At 63.6% G+C, this 22,442-nt stretch carries 21 protein-coding genes and 1 tRNA gene; 12 read left to right on the forward strand and 10 right to left on the reverse strand.

The window, feature by feature from the left end:
* Window positions 1–4: 4 nt before the first annotated feature.
* The 6 genes from AC1DLO_RS12090 to AC1DLO_RS12115 all read right to left on the reverse strand — a co-directional run bounded on the left by AC1DLO_RS12090 (window position 5) and on the right by AC1DLO_RS12115 (window position 7,370).
* Entirely contained in the window at window positions 5–937 is a 933-nt protein-coding gene (locus AC1DLO_RS12090) for a GGDEF domain-containing response regulator (RefSeq protein WP_476914486.1), read from the reverse strand.
* Entirely contained in the window at window positions 934–4,248 is a 3,315-nt protein-coding gene (locus AC1DLO_RS12095) for a response regulator (RefSeq protein ID WP_476890111.1), read from the reverse strand. The genes AC1DLO_RS12090 and AC1DLO_RS12095 overlap by 4 nt, the downstream gene beginning before the upstream one ends.
* Window positions 4,245–6,278 (reverse strand): glycosyltransferase family 2 protein, encoded by a 2,034-nt coding sequence (locus tag AC1DLO_RS12100; RefSeq protein WP_476914487.1) that lies wholly within the window; start codon window positions 6,276–6,278, stop codon window positions 4,245–4,247. Before AC1DLO_RS12100 ends, AC1DLO_RS12095 begins: the two co-directional genes overlap by 4 nt.
* Window positions 6,279–6,406: 128 nt before the next feature.
* Window positions 6,407–6,844: an NUDIX hydrolase gene (locus tag AC1DLO_RS12105; RefSeq protein ID WP_476890113.1), complete on the reverse strand. Its 438-nt coding sequence runs from the start codon at window positions 6,842–6,844 to the stop codon at window positions 6,407–6,409.
* On the reverse strand, window positions 6,841–7,296 hold the full coding sequence (locus AC1DLO_RS12110) for a DUF6314 family protein (RefSeq protein WP_476890114.1): 456 nt from the start codon (window positions 7,294–7,296) through the stop codon (window positions 6,841–6,843). The genes AC1DLO_RS12105 and AC1DLO_RS12110 overlap by 4 nt, the downstream gene beginning before the upstream one ends.
* Before the next feature lies 1 nt (window position 7,297).
* Window positions 7,298–7,370, reverse strand: a tRNA-Arg gene (locus AC1DLO_RS12115).
* 142 nt (window positions 7,371–7,512) lie between these two features.
* On the opposite strand from AC1DLO_RS12115, the gene AC1DLO_RS12120 reads away from it, so the two are divergent.
* From AC1DLO_RS12120 to AC1DLO_RS12130, 3 genes are all read left to right on the forward strand, one after another.
* Window positions 7,513–8,277 (forward strand): DUF998 domain-containing protein, encoded by a 765-nt coding sequence (locus AC1DLO_RS12120; RefSeq protein WP_476890115.1) that lies wholly within the window; start codon window positions 7,513–7,515, stop codon window positions 8,275–8,277.
* 274 nt (window positions 8,278–8,551) lie between these two features.
* Window positions 8,552–8,998 carry a DUF7793 family protein gene (locus AC1DLO_RS12125; protein WP_476890116.1) on the forward strand — a complete coding sequence of 149 codons (447 nt, stop codon included), beginning with the start codon at window positions 8,552–8,554 and terminating at the stop codon, window positions 8,996–8,998.
* A complete protein-coding gene (locus tag AC1DLO_RS12130; protein ID WP_476890117.1) occupies window positions 8,988–10,508 on the forward strand; it encodes a putative bifunctional diguanylate cyclase/phosphodiesterase in 1,521 nt (506 codons plus the stop codon). The genes AC1DLO_RS12125 and AC1DLO_RS12130 overlap by 11 nt, the downstream gene beginning before the upstream one ends.
* A 60-nt stretch (window positions 10,509–10,568) precedes the next feature.
* Here the strand turns inward: AC1DLO_RS12130 and AC1DLO_RS12135 are convergent, their stop codons facing one another.
* Complete coding sequence (locus AC1DLO_RS12135) at window positions 10,569–10,859, reverse strand: hypothetical protein (RefSeq protein WP_476914488.1); 291 nt, start codon at window positions 10,857–10,859, stop codon at window positions 10,569–10,571.
* Window positions 10,860–11,031: 172 nt separating this feature from the next.
* Here AC1DLO_RS12135 and AC1DLO_RS12140 point away from each other — a divergent pair, with 172 nt between their 5' ends.
* Entirely contained in the window at window positions 11,032–12,072 is a 1,041-nt protein-coding gene (locus tag AC1DLO_RS12140) for a tetratricopeptide repeat protein (protein WP_476890119.1), read from the forward strand.
* Between the two features lie 87 nt (window positions 12,073–12,159).
* Here AC1DLO_RS12140 and AC1DLO_RS12145 read toward each other — a convergent pair whose 3' ends face one another.
* The gene (locus AC1DLO_RS12145; protein WP_476890120.1) at window positions 12,160–12,786 is read right to left on the reverse strand and encodes a hypothetical protein; all 627 of its coding nucleotides are present in this window, start codon (window positions 12,784–12,786) and stop codon (window positions 12,160–12,162) included.
* Between the two features lie 33 nt (window positions 12,787–12,819).
* Between AC1DLO_RS12145 and AC1DLO_RS12150 the strand changes: the two genes are divergently transcribed.
* The 8 genes from AC1DLO_RS12150 to wsfD all read left to right on the forward strand — a co-directional run bounded on the left by AC1DLO_RS12150 (window position 12,820) and on the right by wsfD (window position 20,575).
* Complete coding sequence (locus tag AC1DLO_RS12150) at window positions 12,820–13,662, forward strand: inositol monophosphatase family protein (RefSeq protein WP_184737805.1); 843 nt, start codon at window positions 12,820–12,822, stop codon at window positions 13,660–13,662.
* 390 nt (window positions 13,663–14,052) lie between these two features.
* Window positions 14,053–14,262 (forward strand): UDP-N-acetylglucosamine 2-epimerase, encoded by a 210-nt coding sequence (locus tag AC1DLO_RS12155; RefSeq protein ID WP_476890121.1) that lies wholly within the window; start codon window positions 14,053–14,055, stop codon window positions 14,260–14,262.
* A 224-nt stretch (window positions 14,263–14,486) separates the two neighbouring features.
* Window positions 14,487–15,773 (forward strand): PVV-CTERM domain-containing choice-of-anchor G protein, encoded by a 1,287-nt coding sequence (locus AC1DLO_RS12160; protein WP_476890122.1) that lies wholly within the window; start codon window positions 14,487–14,489, stop codon window positions 15,771–15,773.
* Between the two features lie 45 nt (window positions 15,774–15,818).
* Window positions 15,819–16,004, forward strand: coding sequence for a hypothetical protein (locus tag AC1DLO_RS12165; protein WP_184737799.1), 186 nt, complete (start codon window positions 15,819–15,821; stop codon window positions 16,002–16,004).
* 94 nt (window positions 16,005–16,098) lie between these two features.
* The gene (locus AC1DLO_RS12170; protein WP_476890123.1) at window positions 16,099–17,460 is read left to right on the forward strand and encodes a glycosyltransferase family 2 protein; all 1,362 of its coding nucleotides are present in this window, start codon (window positions 16,099–16,101) and stop codon (window positions 17,458–17,460) included.
* Window positions 17,460–18,029, forward strand: a complete 570-nt coding sequence (gene xrtS / locus AC1DLO_RS12175) for an exosortase S (protein WP_476890124.1) — start codon at window positions 17,460–17,462, stop codon at window positions 18,027–18,029. Before AC1DLO_RS12170 ends, xrtS begins: the two co-directional genes overlap by 1 nt.
* Complete coding sequence (locus tag AC1DLO_RS12180; protein ID WP_476890125.1) at window positions 18,019–18,867, forward strand: septum formation family protein; 849 nt, start codon at window positions 18,019–18,021, stop codon at window positions 18,865–18,867. Before xrtS ends, AC1DLO_RS12180 begins: the two co-directional genes overlap by 11 nt.
* Complete coding sequence (gene wsfD, locus AC1DLO_RS12185; RefSeq protein ID WP_476890126.1) at window positions 18,860–20,575, forward strand: glycan biosynthesis hexose transferase WsfD; 1,716 nt, start codon at window positions 18,860–18,862, stop codon at window positions 20,573–20,575. The genes AC1DLO_RS12180 and wsfD overlap by 8 nt, the downstream gene beginning before the upstream one ends.
* Here the strand turns inward: wsfD and AC1DLO_RS12190 are convergent.
* Entirely contained in the window at window positions 20,572–21,279 is a 708-nt protein-coding gene (locus AC1DLO_RS12190) for a sigma factor-like helix-turn-helix DNA-binding protein (protein ID WP_476890127.1), read from the reverse strand. The genes wsfD and AC1DLO_RS12190 overlap by 4 nt on opposite strands.
* The gene (locus tag AC1DLO_RS12195) at window positions 21,276–22,436 is read right to left on the reverse strand and encodes a hypothetical protein (protein WP_476914489.1); all 1,161 of its coding nucleotides are present in this window, start codon (window positions 22,434–22,436) and stop codon (window positions 21,276–21,278) included. The genes AC1DLO_RS12190 and AC1DLO_RS12195 overlap by 4 nt, the downstream gene beginning before the upstream one ends.
* Between the last annotated feature and the right edge of the window lie 6 nt (window positions 22,437–22,442).

Here is a 22,442-nt window from a genome sequence, read left to right on the forward strand (position 1 = left end):
TGTTTCAGCTTTGGGTGTGTTGACGAACCTCCGGCGCAACTTCCACGCGGTTTCTGCCAGCAGACTTGGCTGCATACAGTGCCATGTCGGCCTCTTTGAGGAGCCGTTCGCTACTGACCCGGTGGTCGGGAACGTAGGCCGAAACCCCAGCGCTCACCGTGAGGGTCCCCGAGGGATTCCCGGAATGCGCAATGCCCAGGCTGTGCACTGCCGCCAGGGCGCGCTCCAGCCTCGTTTCTGCCCCGGACACAGTCTGGTCCGGCAGCAGGAAAAGGAATTCCTCCCCGCCGAACCGGTATATTCCATCACTTTGACGCCCTTGGCCTGCGAGGGAAGCCGCGACGGCTTGCAGCGCCAGGTCCCCCGCTTGGTGGCCGTAGATGTCGTTGTAACTCTTGAAATTGTCCACGTCGCAGATGGCCAGGCTGTAGTCCGTCCCGTAGCGTGCGCATTTGTGGTGCAACTGTTCCAGGTCTTCCGAGAGCTTCAGCCGGTTATGCAGCTTTGTCAGGGGATCGGTCCGGGCTTGCTCGGCGAGCGCAGCGCGGTAGCGGGCCAGATCGCTGTGCAGCGAAGTAACCCTTTGCGCCACCAGAAGGCGGGTATGCAGCGTGAATGGATCAAGTGGCTTGGCGACGTAGTCGTCGGCGCCGGCCTTCATGCCGGCGACGACGTCCTCCCGTGAGTCCTTCGAGGTGACAAGGACAAGGTAGGTGTAGGAATCTTCTTCCGCGGAGCGGATGGCCCGGCAGAGGTCCAGACCGTCGAGTCCGGGCATCATCAGGTCAGTCACGACCACCTGCGGGCGGTGCTTCCTATACAGTTCCCAGGCAGAGCTGCCGTCCGCGGCCACGATGCACTCGTGGCCGGACTGCTCCACTGCTGCCTTGGCTACCAGACGCGAACCGAAGTCGTCGTCCGCGACCAGCACCTTCATGGGGCCACCGACAGGGCGTCGTCCAGTGCTTTGTCAACAAGGAGCAGCTCGGCCTCAAGACTGGCGAGGAGGGCGCGATCAACAGGCGCTCCGTCCGAAGAGCTGTGTTCCATTTCCTCGCACATCCGGGCCGCGCGTGCCGCTCCAATGTTCGCTGCTGAGCCTTTCAATTTATGGGCTACCTGTCTGAAAGCGTCTCCGCCCCCGTTGTCCAAAGCATGGTGGAGTGCTTCCAGGCTTGGTTGAATGTCTTTCCGGAAGGCATGTGCAGCGGCAGGCAGCAACCCCAGCCCGTCCGCCGGGCCGAGGTCGCGCAATGTTTCCAGCCTTGCGGGGTCGAGGGCAGGTTCTGTGCTTTCCTTCGGTGCCTCGGGAATCCACCGCGAGAGAACTTGGTCCAATTTGTCCATATCCACCGGTTTGGTGAGGTAGTCATCCATCCCGGCGGCAAGGCACCGGTCGCGGTCCTCATCCAGGGCCCCGGCGGTCATGGCAATGACGGGGAGCCTGCGGTGGCCATTTTGCCGTTCCCGAATGGCCTTGGTGGCCTCGAATCCGTCCATGACGGGCATATGGCAGTCCATCAGGACTGCCGCGTACTTGCTCGCCGCGGTGGCGGCGACTGCCTCACTCCCGTCAGCAACGACGTCTGCTTCGTACCCTAACTTTGCGACCATGCTCCGGGCCACGAGCTGATTGACCTCATTGTCCTCGACGATCAAAATCAGGCCGCGGGAAGGCCGGCTGATGCTCACGGGGACTGCGGGAGAAACACTCTGAGCGCCAATTGGATGAGTCGCCACGAGGCGCATGAGCCGATCGTAGAGTTCGGAGCTGCGCACGGGCTTCGTGAGCCACTCCTGGACCCCGGCCGCCACGAGTTCGGCTTTGTCCACATTCATGGTGGACGTCAGCATGATGATCCGGGTGGATTCCAACGCGACATCGGTACTCAGTGTGTGGGCCAACTCCAGTCCGTTCATCTGGGGCATGCACATATCGAGTACCGCAATGTCGAAGGGACGTCCGGCGGCGGCCTCCTCGCGGCAACGGGCCAAGCCCTGTTGGGCGTCGCTTACAGCCTCCGGTTTCATCCGCCAGCCCGCCAGTTGCCCCTCGAGTACCAAGCGGTTGGTAGCGTTGTCATCCACCACGAGGACCCGGAGTCCCGTCAGTTGATCGGGAGAGATCGACGGCGGAGTTGCGGCAGGACCTGTCACCCCCAACGGTAGGGTGGCCCAGAAGGTGCTGCCGTTGCCCAGGGAGCTGTCCACCCCGATCTCGCCACCCATCACCTCTGTGAGCCTCCGCGAGATCGCCAGTCCCAGGCCGGTTCCGCCATAGCGCCGGGTGGTGGATGCGTCGGCCTGGGAGAAGGACTCGAAGAGCCTGAGATGATCTGCTGCTTCGATCCCGATCCCGGTGTCACGGACTTCGAAGCGCACCCGAACGTTTGCGGCGTCCTGCTCCACGACCTTCACGCTGATGACCACTTCCCCGGAAGGGGTGAACTTCACGGCGTTTGACGCCAGGTTGAGGAGAATCTGCCGGATGCGACCGGCGTCGCCGACGAGCATCGCGGGAACTTCCGGCCGGCAGTACGCGATCAGTTCCAGGCCTTTGGCCTGGGCGGCTTCGGCCAAGAGGGCCGCGAGCTCCTCCACCAGGGTGCGTGGGCTGAAGGGGGCGGGGTCCAGGTCGACCTTGCCCGCTTCGAGTTTCGAGAAGTCCAGAATGTCGTTGATCAGGGTCAGCAGGGCTTCGCCCGCCCCTTTGACTCCTTCGGCGTATTGCCGCTGGGTTTCCTCCAAAGGGGTGTCCAGCAGCAATCCGGTCAATCCGATCACGCCGTTCATTGGTGTGCGGATTTCGTGGCTCATGGTGGCCAGGAACTCCGACTTCAAGCGGCTGGCTTCCTCAGCGGCTTCCCGGGCGGTCTCCAACTCCGCCTGCGCGATTCTGCGCTCAGTGATGTCCTGGGCTATCACGGCGACTCCGTGGATGCCTCCGGTACCGCGGATCGGGGACATCGTCAGGGAGACGGGAACGATTGAACCGTCACTTCGGATCCGTGTTGTCTCGTAGCTGTGCGTTTCTCCACCGGCTGCGATTGCTGCCAAGAGGGATTCTTCCTCGTTCCGGAGATGTTCCGGAATGAGGAAGGAGAAATGCCGTCCAATGGCCTCGGCCGCGCTGTACCCGTAGATCCGTTCAGCCCCCGGGTTCCAGCTGGTGATGACCCCGTCCACGGTTTTGCCGATGATGGCGTCCGCCGAGGAGTTGACGATCGCCCCCAGGCCTTCGAGTTCCGCCGTGCGCTGGGCGACCTTGGATTCGAGATCCCGCGTCAGGTTGATGTTCTCCAGGATCATGAGAATCTGCCGCGTGATGGCGAGGGCCAGCACGGTAAGGCCTACGGTTTGGAGGAAAGGGTCGCTGGGGCGCCCGACCCGTATGGGCGCCACCATGACCGCTCCGAAAACAGGCACGTAGGGGAGTAGTTCCAACGCCAAGGTGTAGAGGCGCCGGTCCGTCCGGGAACGGGCCGAGTAGGAGACCAGCGGGGCGAGGGCGATCAACAGGAACGCTGCGATCCAGCCCGCGGCCAAGGGCGTTCCGGTCAATCCGGTGACGCCGTCAAAGGTCAGCTTCACGTAAGTGCTGTCAGTGAACGCCAGGATGAGGAGTCCGCCCCCCAGGCAGACCCACCTGAGGCGCTCCCCAGGTGCCCTCCGCATCGTCAGCACGAGGACGATGGAGACCATCACGAAATCGGCAACAGGATAGGCAAGGCCGGTGAGATGGGCGAGGATGTCCTGCCCTTGCGCCTTGTACATGGAACCGAGCACCGTGGCCCAGCTCATGAACAGCACCGCGGAGGCGATCACTGCCGCGTCCAAGACCCCGCGCAGGAAGGCAACCCGGGAAACCCGGGGGCGCGGGAACAGGTAGAGGGCGATTGCGGCAGGGATCGAATAGCTAACGAAAGCGGCGTCGGCTATGGAGGGGTAGGGGTAGTCGTGGTCCAGTGTGAGCCCGTAGAAGGTCCAAATTGATTGACCGATGGTCCAGACGAGTACCGCAAGGGCCATGACCCACCAAGCACGTGCGCTTTCGTCCTTGCGTCGGGCAGCGCGTGCGCAACTGGCTAAAGCGGTCAGCGCGGCCGCCAGGATAGCGAGGTCACCCGCGGATTGTGCAGCCGCTGTCCCCGGGATTGCCCCAAGGACAACAGCCAGGATGACTACTGCCGTGCTGACGGCAATGATCATCCAGGATAGGGCGGGCTTTCGCCTCCCGTGCCCGCTCATGCCGACTCCCGCGTTGCAATGGCGGGAACACCGGCGGGAAAACCGGGAAGCGCATTGTCCGGAGTGTGGAACAGCCAGAGTGCGAGGCCTCGATACGCGGCCCAGTCGCCGTCGCGAACCCGCAGAGAGGCCATGCGGCAGTCCCTTGACGTGGACCAGACCCGAACGATGTCCAGGGCAATCGGTTCGGCCCCCGGCAGCGCCAAATGAACGCGGCCGGCCTCTGGCAGTGCGTCGGCCCCCACCCGGACGGCGGCACCACCCATGGAGATATCAAGCAGTTCTCCTGGAACCCCCTCAAGAGTGACGGGTAGGTTGACGGTGACCCGGTGGGCGCTCCTTCGTGACGTGGCAAATTCGGCGGCACGGATCCGGAGCGTTCCCAGCACCAGGACTACTCCGGCCAACACCAGCCAGACGCCGGCGGCAATCGTGGAGCCGGGACTTGTCCGCCAGGGCACCCACCCCAGGACTCCCGCGGTTGCGTAGAGAATGATCGCGGCAACGATGAAGATCAACACAAGAAGGATTCGCGGGGCCCGCCCGCGGAGTCGAAGTTCCGCGGCGCCTTTGGGAGTGACTTGAAACTCCAAGGTCTTGCGGGAGACGAGCCACCAGAGGCAAGCCATGCCCACGGGGACCCGGAAGATCCTCAGGGCGAACGCCGTCGGCCAATGGATCTGGTGGCGCATGAGTCTTTTGGCGCCCCACAAACGGATCCAGAACATTGCTCCAAAAGCGAGGGTGAACTCCACGGGACCGGCGGTGGAGGTCTGGGCTCCCGAGATCATGACCGCCATCGGAACAAAGAACGCAACCAAGGTGGCAATGCCTTCCAGCCACCATAAAGTTCCGTTGAGGTATTCATGGAAGTTCCGCCAAGTCATCCAGCTCTTGGCGGCCCAAAGGCGCTCGTAAGTCAGGATCTGCATAGCGCCCATACCCCAACGGCGGCGTTGCAGCAGGTACTGATCGGCCGTTGCCGGGGCCAGGCCCACTGCCAGTGTTTGATGGTGGTACACGGTCTTCCACCCGATCCGGATGAGCTTGAGGGTGGTGTGCATGTCCTCGGTGATGGTTTCCGTGGCCACTCCGCCTACCTCACGTAGCGCTTTGACCCGGAGCAGCGAGGTTGACCCGCACCAGAACGGCCCCGCGCCGGGAATGTTGCGTGAGGGCATGAGGACGTTGAAGAACAACCCTTGCTCGCCGGAGATTCCGTCGTCGTCGAAGGCTCCCGAGTTATAGAAAGCCTGTGGCCCCTGGATGAGGGCGATTTCCTCGTCGGCGAACCATCCCAAGGTAGCCGTCAGGAATGTAGGCAGGGGGACATGGTCGCAGTCCAGCACGGCAATGATGTCTATTGGGTCTTTACCGGCGGCTTCCTCCGCAGCCATCAGATCCAGTGCGTGGTTCATGTTGCCCGCCTTGGCATGGTCATGCTCCGCGCGGGTGACAAAGCGCGCGCCGAAAGATGCGCACATCTCGGCAACCCACGGGCGGGATCCGTCATCCAACACCCATGTCTCGTGGCTCGGTTGGAGGGCACAGGCCGYGGCGATGGTGGGGGCAAGAACCTCCACCGGCTCGTTGTAGGTGGGGATCAACACGGCGACCCTCATGCCATTGGGCGGTTCGACTACCGGCTCCGGCGCATGGCAGTCGATGTTCCACAGCGTGATGGACTTCAGGACCAGCCCCACAAGCGGGAGGGCCTCAAACGCCACCAGCGTCCAGGCGATGGCATGATCCCAGCCTCCAAGCGGCATGGTGAACGCTATGCGCCAGGTCAGGTAGAGCAACAAGGCCGCGATCGAAGCTATCCCGCCGGTCCTGGCCATTCTGCGGGAACGCGGAGCCTCGGGCGCGGGCGAACCCAGCTGYGCTGCCCAAGCCGCGATTCCCGCCGTCGAGAAGGTCTTGACCTCCAGCGGAGTGTCACGGAACGGTGTCCGTTCTCCACCGGCCTCTCCGCCGACTTCTCCACCGACGGTTCCCCGGGCGCGTCGGCGTTGTTCAAGAGATTGCATGCGATCCCCCAGCTGGATCTGACAATGCAGCCTGTATCAAGTTAAAACAAACTGTGCGACCACTATAGCCAGTTCCCACCCTATTTTCATGGGAAAACGGTGAAGTTTACGCCCTGCCAGAAGGAGAATTATCGCGGTGCGGAAAAGCCTTGCTTTCGCGAGAGAAAAGGCAGCACATGGTCCGTCAGGAGCGGGGCCAGATCGTCCGGAAGTTCAGCCACAAGGTCTAGCCAACGGATCTCCGCGATTTCGGCCGAGGGGTGGGCCTCCCAGGTGCCCGGAGCGGTGAAGACGGTGGCCTGGATGTCCGTGGCGGCCTCATTGGCGGCGACGGCGAGCCAGCTGCCCAGGGGCTCCAAGTCCGCGGAGCCGATGGTGATTCCCACTTCCTCGGCCAGCTCGCGGGATGCCGCCTCGGCCGCGGTTTCTCCGGGTTCCGGCTTGCCTCCAGGGTGCATGAATTTGTCCGTACCGCGCTTTCGGACCGTCAGCAGCCGCCCGGCGTCGTCGTAGACGCAGACCGCGCTGACCACGATCAGATCCTTGGCCGGGCTGTTTTGGCTCATCGCTCTCTCCTCAACTGCGATTCCAGCAGCAGATCCTTGGCTGGTCCCTGCACGTCCCAGGCGTAGCTAAAGGCATCGGGTCCGCCCCAGAAGTAGTTGACCTTGTAGTCATCGGGATCGCACCAGTGCCGGTCTTCGTTGGCACGGCCGATGAAGCTCATGCGGTGGAAAGGTTTGCCATCCGGGAAGTAGACGTCCATTGCGGCCGGGGAGTCCGAGGGGCGCAGGAGGTATTCGCGGAAGGCGGGGCCAGTGTGGGTAGGCCAGGTCATGGTGCCGTCCTCGCGAAGGAGGAGCCCGCCGTCGGGAGTTTCTGAATAGTGCACGACGCCGGTGAACGTACCGCGGGTGCCGCTCGCCCGGTCCCACAGGGACCGTTCCACGGTCCAGCCGCCCAGCAGGTAGGCCCGCAGGTCCTGCGTCGGAGACGAATTGCGCGGCTGGTCTTTCAAGTGCCCTCGATTGGAATCGAACCAACGACACCGGCTTTAGGAGAGCCGTGCTCTATCCACTGAGCTACGAGGGCCTGTGCACGTCCTGGACGCTCCGGGGAGCCGCTGGCCGGGCACGCATACAAGCATACAAGCTGCGGGGGCAGCCCCCGAACAACGAGCGTCGGCAACACCGACAGCCCGGCACGTCGGTGCTCTACGGCTAGGCTGGCGGGCATGAGAGAGCAGATGACCGTGCCGGCCGCCCCCGGCGACTACCTGCCGGACCTGGCCTCGACCCGCTCGTTCATTGGCGGCTGGGCGCAATTGAGCGTGGTGCAGTATTTCGTGGCCGAATCGGCCGTGATCGAAGCCTGGCACGGGCCCGAGGCCTACGATCGCCGGACCGGTTTCATCAGCGACCTTGGCGCGATCAACTGCGGGAACTACGAGCACCGCGACATCTGTTCGCCGCTCCATCTGCTCATGAACGCGTCCTTCGTGGTGCAGGGCCTCGGAATGCTGTTCGGGGCACTGCTGCTCAGCTCCGCGCTCCTGTGCATTGCGGCCCGTCCCGGCGTCCGGATCCAGCAAGGCGCCGCTTATCGCAAAGCGTGGAACTCCGCCGTCGGGGTCCGCATTCTGACGGGCATTTCCGGGCTGGGAACCGTGGTTGTCGGATTTGTGCCGGAAGACCTCCGGTCTCCCCTGCATCTTGTTGGCGCCCTCATGTTCTTCATCGGCGGGGCATTCGCCCTGTTGCTCCTCGGGCTGCTCTGGCTGCCGCATACGCCGATGAGTTGGTTCATTCTGGTGTGTGGAACGGTGTCCTTGGGAGCCCTCGTGGTAGGTGGACTGACCCGGATGGACGTCCCTGAACCCGGAACCTTGGAACGCCTGATGGCCTATCCGATCACCGTCGGATTTTGCGCCGCGGGGCTGGTGGTGGCGCAGCGCGTCCGTGAAGCACGACGGACGGCGGCGAGGTTTGCAGGACGCTGAGCTTTCAGGGGTACCCTCATGTCTGTGAGCGGGCAGTCTGTGTATCATGAGTGCACTCACCGGAATGGCGCCGGGCTGAGGGTTCCACGCAGTCTTGGCGCCGACTAGATTGATCGACACAGCAGAACATAGGACCCATGACTCATCAGCTTGTTCTGCGTCGTCCGGGACACGCAGGCTTCATATTCCGCATAAAGGCAACGTCCTGCCTCTCGGTTTGTGCCTTTCGGGACGTTCGTGGGCCGATCGCCCGACGGCGGCAGGCCACACAGCGATGAGCGCCCAGACACTGCCCGCCCAGGAATCCCGGCTTCCTGATGACGCGCTGCACGCCGCTGCGGAAGTGGTCTTCGCCGCTGCGGAACGGATCGCCGTCGACTTGTCGGACGACGGCATCGTTGAGGTCATCCTGCCCCCCAACACGGTGGTCCGCTCGCCTGAAGCGCGGGCTGCCGCAGCCGCTGTCCGCGCCTTTGCGGAAGGACGGAGGGTGCCGCTGTTGCTGACAGTGACCGGAGTCCTGTCAGTGACGAACGACGCGCGCCTCGCCTACACGAATTCCACCGTTGTTTCGGCATGTGCCTTGCTGGGGGAGAGCCCCGTGGATCGGGTGATCGCGCATTACCTCCTGCGCGCAAAGTCGGACTCGGTTCCGGCCCGGTTCTTTACCTCCGAGGCAGAAGCCCGCGACTGGTTGAGAGAGCACCACCGTGGATCATGAGCCCCAGGATCCACGACTCCTCGCCCTGGTTGAAGGGGTGGTCCGGATTGCGGACGGCGACCTCAGCACGCGGATTCCGGTCTCTGGCCCGCGAGACGAAGTGGCTGCCGTCATCACCGGGATCAATCTCATGGCGGACGATCTCCAAGCCATCTACCAGGAGCTCGAAGAGCGGGTCGAAAGCCGCACCGCCATGCTGCGCGAGGCCCAAATCGAACTTGAACGGATGGCACTCACCGATCCCCTGACACAGTTGGCCAACCGCACTGCGCTCAACCGGGCCCTGAGCCACGAACTCCTGGAGGCGGAGCGCGGAGAACTTCCCCCCGCGCTGCTCGTCTTGGACCTGAATTCGTTCAAGGGGATCAACGACACCTTGGGACACGGGGCCGGCGATACTGTCCTGCAGGTCACCGCCAAACGCTTGCTTGCCGCAGTCCGCGACGGCGACACGGTGGCCAGGTTGGGCGGGGATGAGTTTGCCGTCATGCTGCCAAAATCCAATGCGGCGCACGCGCGCGGAGTGGCCAAACGGATCCTCCGGGCGGTGGGCGAGAGCATCGAGATCGGTGAAGTTCGAATCATCTGCGGAACCAGCGTCGGGCTCACGGTTGGCGAACCAGGGCAGTCAGTGGACGACCTCGTGATGGAAGCCGATACGGCCATGTATGCGGCAAAAGCCGAACAGCGAAGCACTGTCAGGGTCTTCGAGCCGGCATTGTTGTATGCACGCCGACTCCAAGGCCTCATGATCTCGGAGCTGCGTGAAGCCATCCGGACAGATCAGTTGGTCCTCCACTTCCAGCCTGTTGTCGAATTGAGCTCGGGCAGGATTGAAGGCGCCGAGGCGCTGGTGCGGTGGAACCACCCTGACAGGGGATTGCTGATGCCGGATGCGTTCATTCCGTTGGCCGAGGAAACGGGCATCATCATCGATCTCGGCTATTGGGTTCTTCGCCAAGCGATGCGGCAACTGCGCGAGTGGCAGGATGGCCCGGGCGTAGACGACGACTTCAGCATGCGGGTCAACATTTCGACCACCGAACTTCAAAGCCTGGAATTGATTGAGCATGTGCGGGAAGTGCTCGCCGAAACCGGAGTGGAAGCATCCAAGCTTGTTATCGAACTCACGGAGTCGATGGCGGTGAATGGCAGCGACATCGACAAATACTCGCTGACAGGCCTCCGGCGCCTGGGAATCCGCTTGGAGATCGACGATTTCGGCACAGGCTATTCGTCCATCAGCTATCTACGCAACCTCCCCGTCAACGTGGTCAAGATTGACCGGTCCCTGATCCAAGGACTGGGCTCGGACGACAAAGAACGGGACTTTGTGGCGGCGGTTCTTCAGCTCATCCATGCATGCGGAATGCAGGCGGTCGCGGAAGGCATCGAAACAGCAGAGCAAGCGGCTGAGCTCTCGCGCTTGGGTTGCGCGAGTGGTCAGGGGTACTACTTCGGACGACCCATGGCGCCGGAGAAATTCGCGGAACTGCTGCGCGGCGCTTGAGGCCCCGTTGAGGGATGTGTGAAGGGCACCGGACCTCGGTCCGGTGCCCTTCACGTATTGCTAGTTGGTGGTGGAAGTCGTGGTGGAGTTTGGCCACCAACCGGTGGCTTCAGCCGAACCCTGGGTGGTGGAGTTCGGCCACCAGCCCRTAGCCTGAGCCGCGTCCTGGGCGAAGTTCGGCCACCAGCCGGTAGCCTGAGCCGCGTCCTGGGCGAAGTTCGGCCACCAGCCGGTGGCTACGGACGAATCCTGCGAGGGGCTCTCGCTGTTGGCGGAGACCGCTGCTGAGCTGGAAATTCCGGCAAGCAAAATTGCTGCGGCAGCGAGGAGAGCGGCGATGGTTCTTTTCATGCGAAAGCTCCTGATGGTAGTGACTGATGCGACTGGAGTGAACGAAGTGAAGCAAGGTCATTATAAAGAGCAACGACACGCCGTGTCATCAATGCTTGGACCACATCGCCCCGGACCGTGCTAAACACCTGGCCGCGTCCTCGACACCGTGTCTCGGAGACATAATGGAGCTATGCGAGAAAAGAAGGTTGCGCCGTCGTACGCTGCCGCGGAGTTGCAGGCAAGGGGGCACCGTGCCAGCCATGACTTCACCAAGGCCGCCGATGGTGCACGCTCGGCCGCTGATATTGCCCGTGATGAGGGTGATTCCACGGGGTGGTGGAACATGACTTTCCTTCAGGCGGAGAACCTTCTCGACGCCGGTGATTTCGCTGAGGCCACGGCCCTGGCGAAATCCCTTTCCGAGGCATCGTTGGCTGCGGCTTCACCCCAATACCGGGCTCAGGCACTCATCTTGATGGCGAATTCCCTCCGCGGTGAAGGGCTCCTGGAGATGGCCATCGAGGCCGCGGCATCGGCAGTCGGATTGGTCGATGACGATGCGGACATGGAAATCGACGTCCATGCCCGGCAGGCCCTGATCGCCGCGTTTGCCGAGTCCGGCAAGCTGGAGGAGGCATGGGAGGAGTGCCTGTCCCTCTCGGAAAGAATTTCTGATGAAATGGATGACCAACTCGCTGGCAAAGCCTACTGGGTCATCGGCAATGTGGCGTTCCTTTGCGACAAGGTGGATGAGGGGCTTCACTATCACGAGCTCGCCGCGGAAACCTTCTCCCCTTCCCGGAACCTCGATGTCTGGGCCAAATTCAATAAGGCGTCGGCCGCGATGAGGCTGGCCGCTGAAGTAGCAGATGCCGCCACCCTGCGGTGCATAGAGAGGGCCGAGCTTGCCACGGACGTGGTGGGAGGGAGCGAAGAGGATATCCTCCTGCTTCGGCTCAACCGCGCGCATTGGAATTATCTGGCAGGAGACGCCGGGGCGGCACTTGAACTGCTGGACGAAATCAAGGGCCGGGCTGATCAGTTGCCTCCCCAGATCGCAGGCGAAATATTCCTCTTGATGGCGCGTGCCCAAGCCGATACCGGAAGCAATCAGTCGGCAAAGGAAAGCCTGCTCGAAGCGGCTGACCGCTTCGACAAAGCAGGCGCCCACCAGCGTGCGCTCCAAGCGCGGGAGATGCTCGCTCCGGGAACCCGGCCAGAACCGGAATAGCGTCCCCTGACCGCGGGTCCCTTCGTTGCGGCGCGTCTTCTTTCCCGGCGAGCCTGGGCCTTCCCCCGCCTCAGGAGCGGAAGCTCGTCAGGCGCTCTTTGAACGCCGACGCCCCAAAAACACAGCCGCGCCGCCAACCACAAGGCTCAACAGGAAAAGCACCCAGCCCAAGACGGTGAGCGTGGACGCCAAAGCCACCTGTCCGGCGTCGGGCTCTGCGGCTCCCAACGCGGCGTCGACCGCGACGTTGCCCCACAAACGGACCACTGCGAACAGCAGGGGAGCGGCCCACAGAACCCAGCGCAGTGCCTTGCCCGCAACATTGGTGCCGATCAGCAGGAGCCACGTGAAGCCGAAGATCAGGGGAAACAGGGTTCCGGCGGTCTTGTGGATGTAGCTGAGTTGTCCGCGGGCATCATCAGTCATGGCGCCGTGGAGTAGTTGGACGTAGTCCGTGGAAAATCCGCCAATGAGGGAATCGGGCATGGCCATGCCGCCGGACAACTGGGTCATCTGGTTCAGGGTCAGGAGATGCACGTACCAGAACAGGAAAAGGCTGGCCACAACGCCGGCGATCACCACGAGTTTTGCATTGCTTTGCGCCTTCTCGGGAGATCGCTGGGTGGTGGGATTGACCACTGACGGCAGGTGGTGCTGCGGGACGGCGGCATTCGCGCCGTGCTTCTTGATGCGTTGGGCTGGGGTCTTGGCCATATGAATCATTATCCCGCCACATAAGCTGGACCTATGACCACTGGCAGGCACTCCGCCACAGAACTTGATCCTTCGCTCGACGACTACGAACTGGCTGCCGCCCTGGTCCGGGAGGCCGGGCAACTTGCCCTCCTGATGCGGATGGGTGGGTTGCAGGGGGAACGCAAGACCTCAGTTTCGGACGTGGTGACCGCGGCGGACCACGCGGCGGAGGCCTATGTCCTTGAGCAGCTGCGCCGCTGCCGCCCGGCGGACGGCATCCTTGGCGAAGAAGGAAGCTCGGTGGTAGGAAGCAGCGGGCGTACCTGGGTGATCGACCCCGTGGACGGTACCTACAATTTCCTGCACGGCTCTACATACTGGTGCTCGGCAATCGCCTTGAAGCACGAGCAGCTGGCACCGCACGGCGTCGTCTCCGATCCCGACGTCATCCTCGGCGCCATCTACCAGCCGGAACTGGACAAGCTCTGGATCGGCGGGGAAGGCCACCCCGCGACGCTCAACGATGAACGGATCTCCGGACCATCGGGGGCGGCCCTGAGCGAACTCGGCGCCGCCACCTACATCCACCCCACCTGGCTGGCCGATCCTCGCGCGGCCATGCCCTGGCATGCCGCCGCGGTGTCCGCGGCCTCGCTGCGCATGTTCGGATCCGGCTCCTGCGATCTCGGCAGGGTGGCCGACGGTGAGCTGGGCTGTTGGTTCCAACACAGCTGCCCCGAGTGGGACTGGCTCCCCGGAAAGGCGATTGTCCGCGCGGCGGGCGGGGACACCGGCGTCGTGCGCGTCAACGGACTGGATTGGTTCATTGCGGGAGGCCCGACGGCGGTCCGCGAGTTGCGCGCGGCGCTCACCTCGGTGCCGCAGTTCGCCTGAGCATGCGCTGTCCATGGTGGGAGAGATGGACATAGTGCCGCGGTTTCTCTGAGCATGCGCTCTCCTTGGTGTGAGGGGTGGACATAGTGCCGCGGTTTCTCTGAGCATGCGCTGTCCTTGGTGTGAGGGGTGGACATAGTGCTGATATGTCCAGTGGTTCAAGCGAGGAGGGGGCATGTCCGCTCGGGTGGATTGACCCTATTAGGGAGTACCCCGCGCGGCGCGGCGGACGGCTGCTAATCTCCGGAAGGCAGTGGAGATCGTCCTTCCCCTGCACCGGAATCCAGCAGGCCGGGAGCCTGTCCTGCCTGAAATCGAGGGCGTCCCGAACATCACCATCAGGGAGCCCCCGGCTACGTCCATTTCATTAAGCTCTTGAGCTTGTGCCACGTGGCCCTGACGGACCCGGGCGGGGTCCAGGAGGAGGCGCCGGCCCTCGGAAAACCGGTCCTGGTGATGCGGGATAACACCGAACGCCCTGAGGCCGTGGCGGCAGGCACCGCGCGGCTTATCGGGACGAACGAGCAAACCATCGTAGACGGCGTCATCGCTTTGATGCGTGACGATGTGCTGTATTCGGGCATGGCCATGGGGGGGTAATCCTTACGGCGACGGCGGGGCGGCCGACCGCGCAGTGACGGCCATCGACTCCATGCTGGGGATGGGCCAGCGACGCCCTGACTTCGTGGCTTAACCCATTCGGGTACCTTCCGCGGGCGCTTGCCACGGGCCTTGTTAACTTTCACGTTGGGGGGAAATTGTCCTCCCAGGGTTTCAGTTGCAGCACTCCTCGCGTGCCTGCGACTCTCACAAGGGGGCAATACTTGAATACCAGACACAAAACATGGTCTGCCGCGGTGGGCGTCAGCGCCGTCACAGCGCTGGCTCTCGGCTTGGTGGCGGCACCCGCAGCTACCGCAGCACCGACCGACGTTATTTCCTCAGGCAGTGGACAGATCATCGACGGCAGCGTCCTCGCGATGCCGAACTTTGCCAGCCTGGCATCAAATGGGGCAGCAACGGCCCAGCAGATTGGCACACCGCCGTCCGGCCCGGCGGTCATTGAAAACAGCACACCGCTGGATCTTTCCTCCGTCTTCGGCGTCGTGAACGTCGGTTCGGGCAATGTTCCGCTGTTGCAGAACAACGGCGTCATCACCGTAGGGGCCGTCAGCCAGTACGGCAAGGCCGTCAACGACGGATCCTCGGCGGCGTTCTCCGGCACTGTCTCCGGAGCACCCGGACTCGTCTCCCTGCCTGGCGGCTTGCCGACGTCGGGAACCACCGGAATCCCTGCCGCCGAGGTCAAACTAGGCACCGCTAACATCCTTGGCGGTGCAGACCTCGTCAATGTCGATCTCAAGATCACCACGCTGGCCGCCGCAGCCAAGAAGGACCAGGGCTCGGCCGCCGTCGGCGAATCAGCAATCGCGGGTGTCTCCGCGGATCTGGGCGGAACGGTCATTGGCGGAGTTGCCGGCACGGTTGGTACCGCCATTAGCACTGCCAACCTCGTTCTGACTCCCTTGGGCGTCACCGTCGCGAACCCGCTTGCAGGCGGCACCATCTCCATCACCGAGGCAGACCTCCTGGCTGTTGCGGGTGTGCCGAACCTGAACGCGCTACCCCCTGGAACGGACCTCATTTCGTTCCTGCCGCAGGCTATTGCCAACAAGATCACCAGCCTGGTCAACTCCACGCTGGCTAGTGCGACCACTGCAGTCAACGCTCTTGGACCGATCGCGCAGATTACTGCCGGCCCCGCGCTGGCTGTCCTGACCACCGCCCTGAACGGCGTGGTCTCGGGAGTGTCCGGAACCATCGTCACCCCGCTGTCCAACGCCTTGACCGCCTTGGTCTCGGCAAAGGTCAACATCAAGGAAAGCAACGGAGGCGTCTTCACGCAGCGTGCCCTGCAGGTAGGCGTGGCTGGCGGCAACATCGCCACGGTCAACCTGGCCAACGCCGTCGTCGGTCCGAACCTGGATGCAGCAGCCATCCCGGTGGTCAACAAGGACACCCTGGCCATCAGCGGTGCTGCGGCACTGCTGGCGCTCTTTGCCTGGCTGTTCTTCCGTGCACGCCGTCGGACCGCCGTTGTGGCTGCCTGATTGCATCTGCAGCATCAGCCAAGAACAACGGAAGGGACTTCCCACATGTACGGAAATAGCTTGACGACAGGGGGAGCGGTGGCAGGCGGCGGAACGTTGGCCCTCACCGGTGCACCGGTCCTCGGCTGGGCCATCCTTCTGGGCGTCGCGTTGCTGGTGACCGGTTTCGTGATCCTGCGCAACAGCAGGCTCAAGACCGCACAACGGTCCGCCGGCCGCAAGCACTCCTAGTACGGCAAACGCGGGGCGGCCCCACACCAGGGGCCGCCCCGCTTCACCATTTCTTGAAACGGCCCAAACAGCCGCAAAGCACCATCGGGGAGATATGTCAGTACTCGAGTCCGCGCAAGCTTTGGCGTTCGTGCTGTTGGTGGTGTTCCTCGCCTATATCAGCGTGATCTTGGTTCCGTTCCTGCGCCGCAAGCCGGATCCGGAGGGCGCACCGGGCAGCTTCGCCTGGCACGTGTTCATTCCGTGCCGGGACGAGGAAACGGTCATCGGACACACCCTTGAGAAGCTCAGGGGACAATTTCCGGAGGCCCACGTCTGGGTAGTGGACGACGCGAGCGACGACAACACGGCCCGGATCGTGCAGGATGCATCGGAGGCGGATCCGTTGATCCATCTCGTGCGCCGCTTCCGCCCCATGGCCCGCACCGGCAAAGGCGATGCACTGAACACCGCATATCGGGCCCTCGACTCGTGGCTGCCATCCGAAACCGACCGCGCCTCGGTGATCGTCCTGGTGCTCGACGCCGACGGGCTGATGGCGGGGAATGCGTTCCGGCAGGCGGCGGGACCACTCGCTTTCGGTGATCCTGAAGTGGGAGCCGCGCAGACCGCCGTGTGGATGTCCAACGTGGATGACCCGTCACTGAAGACGGCCACCGGATTGGCTCGCGTGAAGCAGGGATTCGCCCGGTACCTCATCCTCATGCAGGACATGGAGTTCCGCACCACCATCGCCGCTATGCAGTCCCTCCGCCGCCACACCCTGACGGTTGGCCTGGGTGGGAATGGCCAGTTCACGCGGCTTTCGGCCCTCGACACGATTGCCAGGACTTCCGGGCAGCCGTGGCACGGTGCCCTCCTGGAAGATTACGAGCTGGCGATACACGTGATGCTGAGCGGCTACAAAACCGTGTACATGCATGACACGCATGTGGCCCAGGAAGCGCTCCCTGGGCTACGCCGTCTGGTGACGCAGAGGACCCGTTGGTGCCACGGAGGGATGCAGTGCAGCAGCTATCTCGGGCGGATTTTCGATTCTCCATACTTCAGCAACATCGGGGCCATCGAGTCGAGCTATTTCCTGGTCCAACCGTTCATTCAGATGTTGGGCCTGGTCTTGTGGCCCACTCTGTTCGTCAGCATGGTGGCCCAAGGCTCCCTCACGATGGGCGGCTTCCAGGCTTGGCTGGCCGCGTCCTGGTTCATTATCCCGCTCATCGTCGTCACGGGCATTGCGCCTTTCGCCCTGTGGGGTCCCGTCTACCGCCTGCAGGCAGCCCCGGACAGGAACTGGGCAGTGGGAATCCTCTGGGGAGTGGGCTATTGGCTCTACATGTACCAAAACTACGTATCCGTGTTGAGGGCAACATATCGCTTGGTCACCGGACGGCACGGCTGGGCAAAAACCCGCCGCAACAATGAGAACGACGCCCAGTTGCTAGCGAAGGAAGCCTAGTGTCCACGAGTGCCGATTACTCCGCGGGGATCCCGCAGAGACCACGTTCCGCAAGGCTCCAGACGGGCCAGGGCGGTCTTCTCCCGGGCGTGGCGTGTTTGGCGGCGGCCGTCCTGGCCATGTTGCAACAAGAGCACATCCGTAGTTTCGAGGCGTGGGCCATGGCCTGGGTGTTCGACCGGGCGCTCGGCGGCTCGTCCTACAGCGTTCGCGACATCATCTTCCACAACATCGGCGGCGGTCACCCGTTCGCCCTGATGGTGACGGGATTGTGTTCCAGCTCGGTGCTGATAGCTCCCATCCTGGTCTTGTCTGGCGTCTTGTTCCTCATGGGCCGCATCGCGGTGCCACGATTGGCCCGTGCTGCCTTTGCGTCGTTGCTGATTGTGGTTTTCAGCAACGCCTTGAGGTATTTCATGATTGCCGGCGCACAGCAGGCGTGGGGCGAGCAAGGGTTCAGCATCATGCACCATTTCTTCGGTTCGTTTGTGGTGATCATCGGGTTTGTGGCGGCTATCATCGTCCTGGTCCGCGCAGGCAAGACAAGCCGGGGGCGGCGTGCCGCGTAGCTTAGCGGGATGGGGAAGGTTTTCGGTAGCAGCGTTACTGCTTGCCGGGGTCCTCAGCGGATGCAACCAGACCCTGCCCGGAGCATCGACCGGGAACCCCGCGGTGGGCGACTGCCACCTGATTGTGTCCCCGGAACAGTTTGACGCCGTCAGCGAACCCAGCCCGCCTGTTGCCTGTGGGGATGCGCACACGGCCCAGACATTCAAGATCACGCAGGTTCCGGCTCCCTTGGCTGGACGGGGAACACGGCCCGGACAACAAGAGCTTAAGACGGTCACCGCCCGGCTGTGCGATGTTGCCTCGCTCCGGAAGTACTTGGCCGCCGGTGAACGCGACGGTACAACCGGCCTGGTCATCGCCGGGTACGCACCGAGCCGCGACGATTGGGAGCGCGGCGCCCGGGCGGTACGTTGCGACGTACTCTTGGCCGCGAAAGACGGCACCCCGCTCGCCACCACTCTGGATTTGAGGGGCGTTATGGCTGGCCCTGACTCGGCCACATTGCGCCTGTGCTATCGGCAGGAACCCGCGGGCAGTGGACTGAGCGACGACGGCGTCGATGTTCCCTGCACCGAGCCCCACACCGGCGAAGACATCAGTGCGTGGTTCAACCTGGATGGCAGCGTGACCACACCGGCCGCGCGAAACGCGCGTTGCCTGCCGTATGCCTTGCAGTTCCTCGGCGCGGACGTACTCCCTGCCGGAATCGTGCTGCGTCCGGTCGTCCGGACGGTGGGCAACGCGCACACGGTCCGGTGCGCCGTCGCGCCCGTGCAGTCCAGTCCAAGCACCATCACCGGCACGCTCGCGCCGGCAGGAGGGCAGAAACATGGTTGAAGCCAGGCAGGATGATTCAGAGACCCGCGTGCCAACAACGACGTTCGCCCCGGAACCGGTCCGAGGGAAAAGCGGGACTGTTGAAGCGCTTCGCTCCGCTGCTGCCTATCTGGCCAGGATGTTCGGGCCTGGTGAGCTGGGCTCACCCCGCGTTCGCGGGGTTGCCGGGTTGTCCGGCACAGTTGCGGCGCTCGCAATGATCCTCCGCCTGTTCCTTCCCGAACCCGTTGGCATGGCTGACCAAGGATCCAGTCATCAGCTCGTTTGTTCACTGGGCCTTCGGAACGTCAGGCCGTGGGGCTACCAGGACTTCGCCCAGTTCATCCATCCGGGCTGGGTGCCGCAACAGTACTACGGCGAGGGTTGCGGTTTCCCTGGATCCGGAGAACCTGTCTATTCCTCGCAATTGCTGCTCTTGTGGCTCGGCAAGTGGCTCACGCCGGTGCTTGGTTGGGGATCCGGCCTTGATACGCGCGCCGTGGGGATTGTTTGCTGCGTTGTTTTCGGCGCCCTCATTGCGGGGCTCGTGGCGGCGTTGCCGGGGCGGACCCTGTTCCGTGTGCTGATCGCTGCGCTGGTCACTCTGGTCATGGCGGACGGGATCTTCGCGGATTTCTTCGTGTCGCCCTACGGCGAGCCGGCTGCATTCCTCGGAATCCTTGCCCTGTCCGTGGCGCTGCTGCACTACTGGAACGGCCGCGGGCCGCGATGGGCACCGGCGCTGATGGTGGTCTTCGCAGCCGCGTTCACGGTCTGGGCCAAGCCGCAGATGGTGTCTTGGCTGCCGGTGGTTGCCTTCGCGCTCCTTTGGCTGCCTGTGGGCGCCCGGAGGCGCGCGGAAGCCGAACGTGCGCTGCCGGAGGGGCCGCTTCCGGAAGGGCCACTTCGGGAAGGGCCCGACGGCGGTTCGGCAGCCGCCGTCGGGGAGGCACCTGCTGTTGGGCTTGCGCCGCCCGGGCGGGCTCCCCGACGGTGGCGGGCGTTCGTGGTGCCTGCGGCTGCCGTGGTTGCCATCGCGGCGGTTGCCCTGGCGTTCCTCGCGGTGCAGCCCAAACGCGCCACGGAAGTAAACCTCTACAGCACTGTCTTCGCGACGATCCTGCCCAGCAGCCCGGATCCCGCCGAGGATCTGGAGTGGCTGGGACTGGACCGGAGTTTTCTGACGGCCGCAGGCAGCAGCATGGACTCCATCAATTCTGCGGTGTACAACCCCCGCTATCCGCAGTTTGGGGAACAGATCAACCTCGGCAAGGTCGCCGCGTTTTTTGTCACGCACCCAGAACGACTGATCGGCCTGGGAGAGCGGGGGGTCAGCGCTCTGCTCACGCCCGAACTCAGCTATGCGGGATCGTACCTGGCGGATTCGGGCCAAGGACCGGGCGTCAAAGAACGCCGCGTGCCCCTGGTCCTGGGCCTGTACGCGGCCATGAAGGCGGCGCCAGTTGCGTTGGTTGGCCTCCACCTTTTGACCTTGCTGCTGGGGTTCGCCGTGAGTGCTCGACGCAGCTCGGGAATCGGACGCCTTGCCGTGGTGATGGTCCTCGGCTGCTGGGCGCAATTCTGGGTTGTCCTGATGATGGAAGGACAACCGGAAATCCACAGCCAGATGATTGTTGCCGGGTTCATGTCGGCATTGTGCGTTCCGCTCTTGGTTGCCCTGGTGAGCATCCTTGCGTCGACCTCCCGGGCCCAGCCGCAGGTCAGTTAGCCAAGCCAGCCGTCTTTGCGAAGCTGATCCTGGAGGCTGATGATGTTCCCCACGCTGAAGCCTGCGGCGGCATAGCGCTGGCGGACCCGATGCAAGTGGGACTTGACCGTCTGCTCGCTGATCCCCAAATGTTCCGCGACTTCCCTTGTGCCTCGAGGCATGGGTCCAAGGTACAGCTCCACGAGCCGCCGCTCCCTGGCCGACAGCTCCACCCTCGTATGGGCAGTCGACTCAAGCATGTCCTCGACGTTCGGGTGCAAGTATCGGCGGCCGGCTGCCGCGGCGCGGATCGCGGCAGCGGTGTGGCTGGGATCAGCCGACTTAGGCACAATGGCCAGAGCACCGGCGTCGAGGGCTGAACTGATGGCCATCGCAGGCTGCTGGTCCGCCAGCAGGACCACCTGCATTCCAGATTCCCGCAGCGAAGTCACAACATCGGCAATACTGCCGGGCTCGCCCCCGCGCAGTTCACCGACGACGGCGACATCCGCGCTGGCTCCAGCGCCGCCGGGCACCTGGCCTCCAAGTGGCCAGGCAGAGGTCCCGGCCAACACAGTGATCCCGGGAGCGTTCACGATCAACCATTGCGACAAGGAGTCGATCAAGAGCCGATGGGGGTCGATGATGAGAACCCGGATGCCCGGAACCGGGTCGGTTGCTGGGACGGAGCTGGACAGTACCGCAGCCGACTCAATAGTGCTCAACGTCGCCACCCTGCCGTCTCAACCACGATGCTGCAGCCCCCACGGTCATTGCGCGCTTCTGGACGGCCTAGCGAAGCCAGCTCGGTCCACAACAAAGGGGAGAGATGGCTCTTGTGCACTCCGCTGATGCGCCATGTCAGGCGAAAGCCGTCCCGGCCGGACTTCTCGGCGAAGAAATGGATGCGGTGCGCCGCCCTTGGCCGTGGAGCGGTGCCTGGCCGGTACATGCCGCCTAGGCGTGTGCCGCGCAACGTGGCGCCCACAGTCATCAGCATGGTGGCGGCCAGGATGGCCGGGCGTGAGCTCTCCGGCAGCTCTTCCACAATGTCAGCGGGCTGGGCAACAATCGCACTGCCGCCGAGGCCCTCCAGTTCCAATGCTTCTGTGAGCCAATTGTCGGACCATTCCTCCATCAATAACTGGCGCAAATTACCCGCAAGTTCCCGCGCTTCCCGGGCCACTTCCGGGTCCAAGGGCACGGACGGTGCCTGCGCCACTTTGGCAAACAGCTCATCGATCTGCGCCTTGGTGCTGGCCAGCTCAAGCTCGCGCACTGAAGTCGTGGCGTCGATGGCCTCTGTCAAAGCGTCCAGCCGCTCGCTCAGGCAGCCAGGACCCTTCCGTTGGATGGCGTCCCTGCGCAGCAACACGCTCACCGATCCGACGAAACCGGGAAGGAGCGACAGGAAGAGGATGTTCCATGCTGCCCGCGGGTCGGCGCCAGGAGTGACGGTGTAGAGGCCTGTGCTGACAGTTCCAATCGCGACGGTGAGGGCGATGAATCCACGAAGGTTCCAGAGATGGGAGACAAGAAGAACAGAGACCGCGGAGAAGAGCGCGTTCGCTCCGATCAGCGCCAGACCCGTATCCGGCGTGGTAGCCAACATTGCGCACCAACTGGCGCCCAGAATCAGGACCAGCCACGTGGCACGAAGAGTGGTCAGCCGATCCCGCTGGGTGCCGGCATCGGATGCGTGCACGGCAACGAGGAGCCCTAAAAGGTCCAAACCGGAAGCAAAGACGTGCCAAGGGGCAGCGCCGCCTTTGTTGCCGGTTCCTAGTGCGAGATAGAAGTTGAGGATCCACAGCACGAAACAGGCTGTCGTCAAAATCTCCCGGGACACGAAAAGTGGTCCCTCCACGCTGGTCCGCGACATAGCCGG

The organism is Arthrobacter sp. 01T419 (assembly GCF_056398865.1).

Bases quoted from the DNA above. Each gene is read 5' to 3' on its own strand.
- AC1DLO_RS12120 (WP_476890115.1), top strand. From the start codon at position 7,513: ATGAGAGAGCAGATGACCGTGCCGGCCGCCCCCGGCGACTACCTGCCG.
- AC1DLO_RS12090 (WP_476914486.1), bottom strand. From the start codon at position 937: ATGAAGGTGCTGGTCGCGGACGACGACTTCGGTTCGCGTCTGGTAGCC.
- AC1DLO_RS12095 (WP_476890111.1), bottom strand. From the start codon at position 4,248: ATGAGCGGGCACGGGAGGCGAAAGCCCGCCCTATCCTGGATGATCATT.
- AC1DLO_RS12170 (WP_476890123.1), top strand. From the start codon at position 16,099: ATGTCAGTACTCGAGTCCGCGCAAGCTTTGGCGTTCGTGCTGTTGGTG.
- AC1DLO_RS12105 (WP_476890113.1), bottom strand. From the start codon at position 6,844: ATGAGCCAAAACAGCCCGGCCAAGGATCTGATCGTGGTCAGCGCGGTC.
- wsfD (WP_476890126.1), top strand. From the start codon at position 18,860: ATGGTTGAAGCCAGGCAGGATGATTCAGAGACCCGCGTGCCAACAACG.
- AC1DLO_RS12195 (WP_476914489.1), bottom strand. From the start codon at position 22,436: ATGTCGCGGACCAGCGTGGAGGGACCACTTTTCGTGTCCCGGGAGATT.
- AC1DLO_RS12165 (WP_184737799.1), top strand. From the start codon at position 15,819: ATGTACGGAAATAGCTTGACGACAGGGGGAGCGGTGGCAGGCGGCGGA.
- AC1DLO_RS12125 (WP_476890116.1), top strand. From the start codon at position 8,552: ATGAGCGCCCAGACACTGCCCGCCCAGGAATCCCGGCTTCCTGATGAC.
- AC1DLO_RS12145 (WP_476890120.1), bottom strand. From the start codon at position 12,786: ATGGCCAAGACCCCAGCCCAACGCATCAAGAAGCACGGCGCGAATGCC.
- AC1DLO_RS12150 (WP_184737805.1), top strand. From the start codon at position 12,820: ATGACCACTGGCAGGCACTCCGCCACAGAACTTGATCCTTCGCTCGAC.
- AC1DLO_RS12140 (WP_476890119.1), top strand. From the start codon at position 11,032: ATGCGAGAAAAGAAGGTTGCGCCGTCGTACGCTGCCGCGGAGTTGCAG.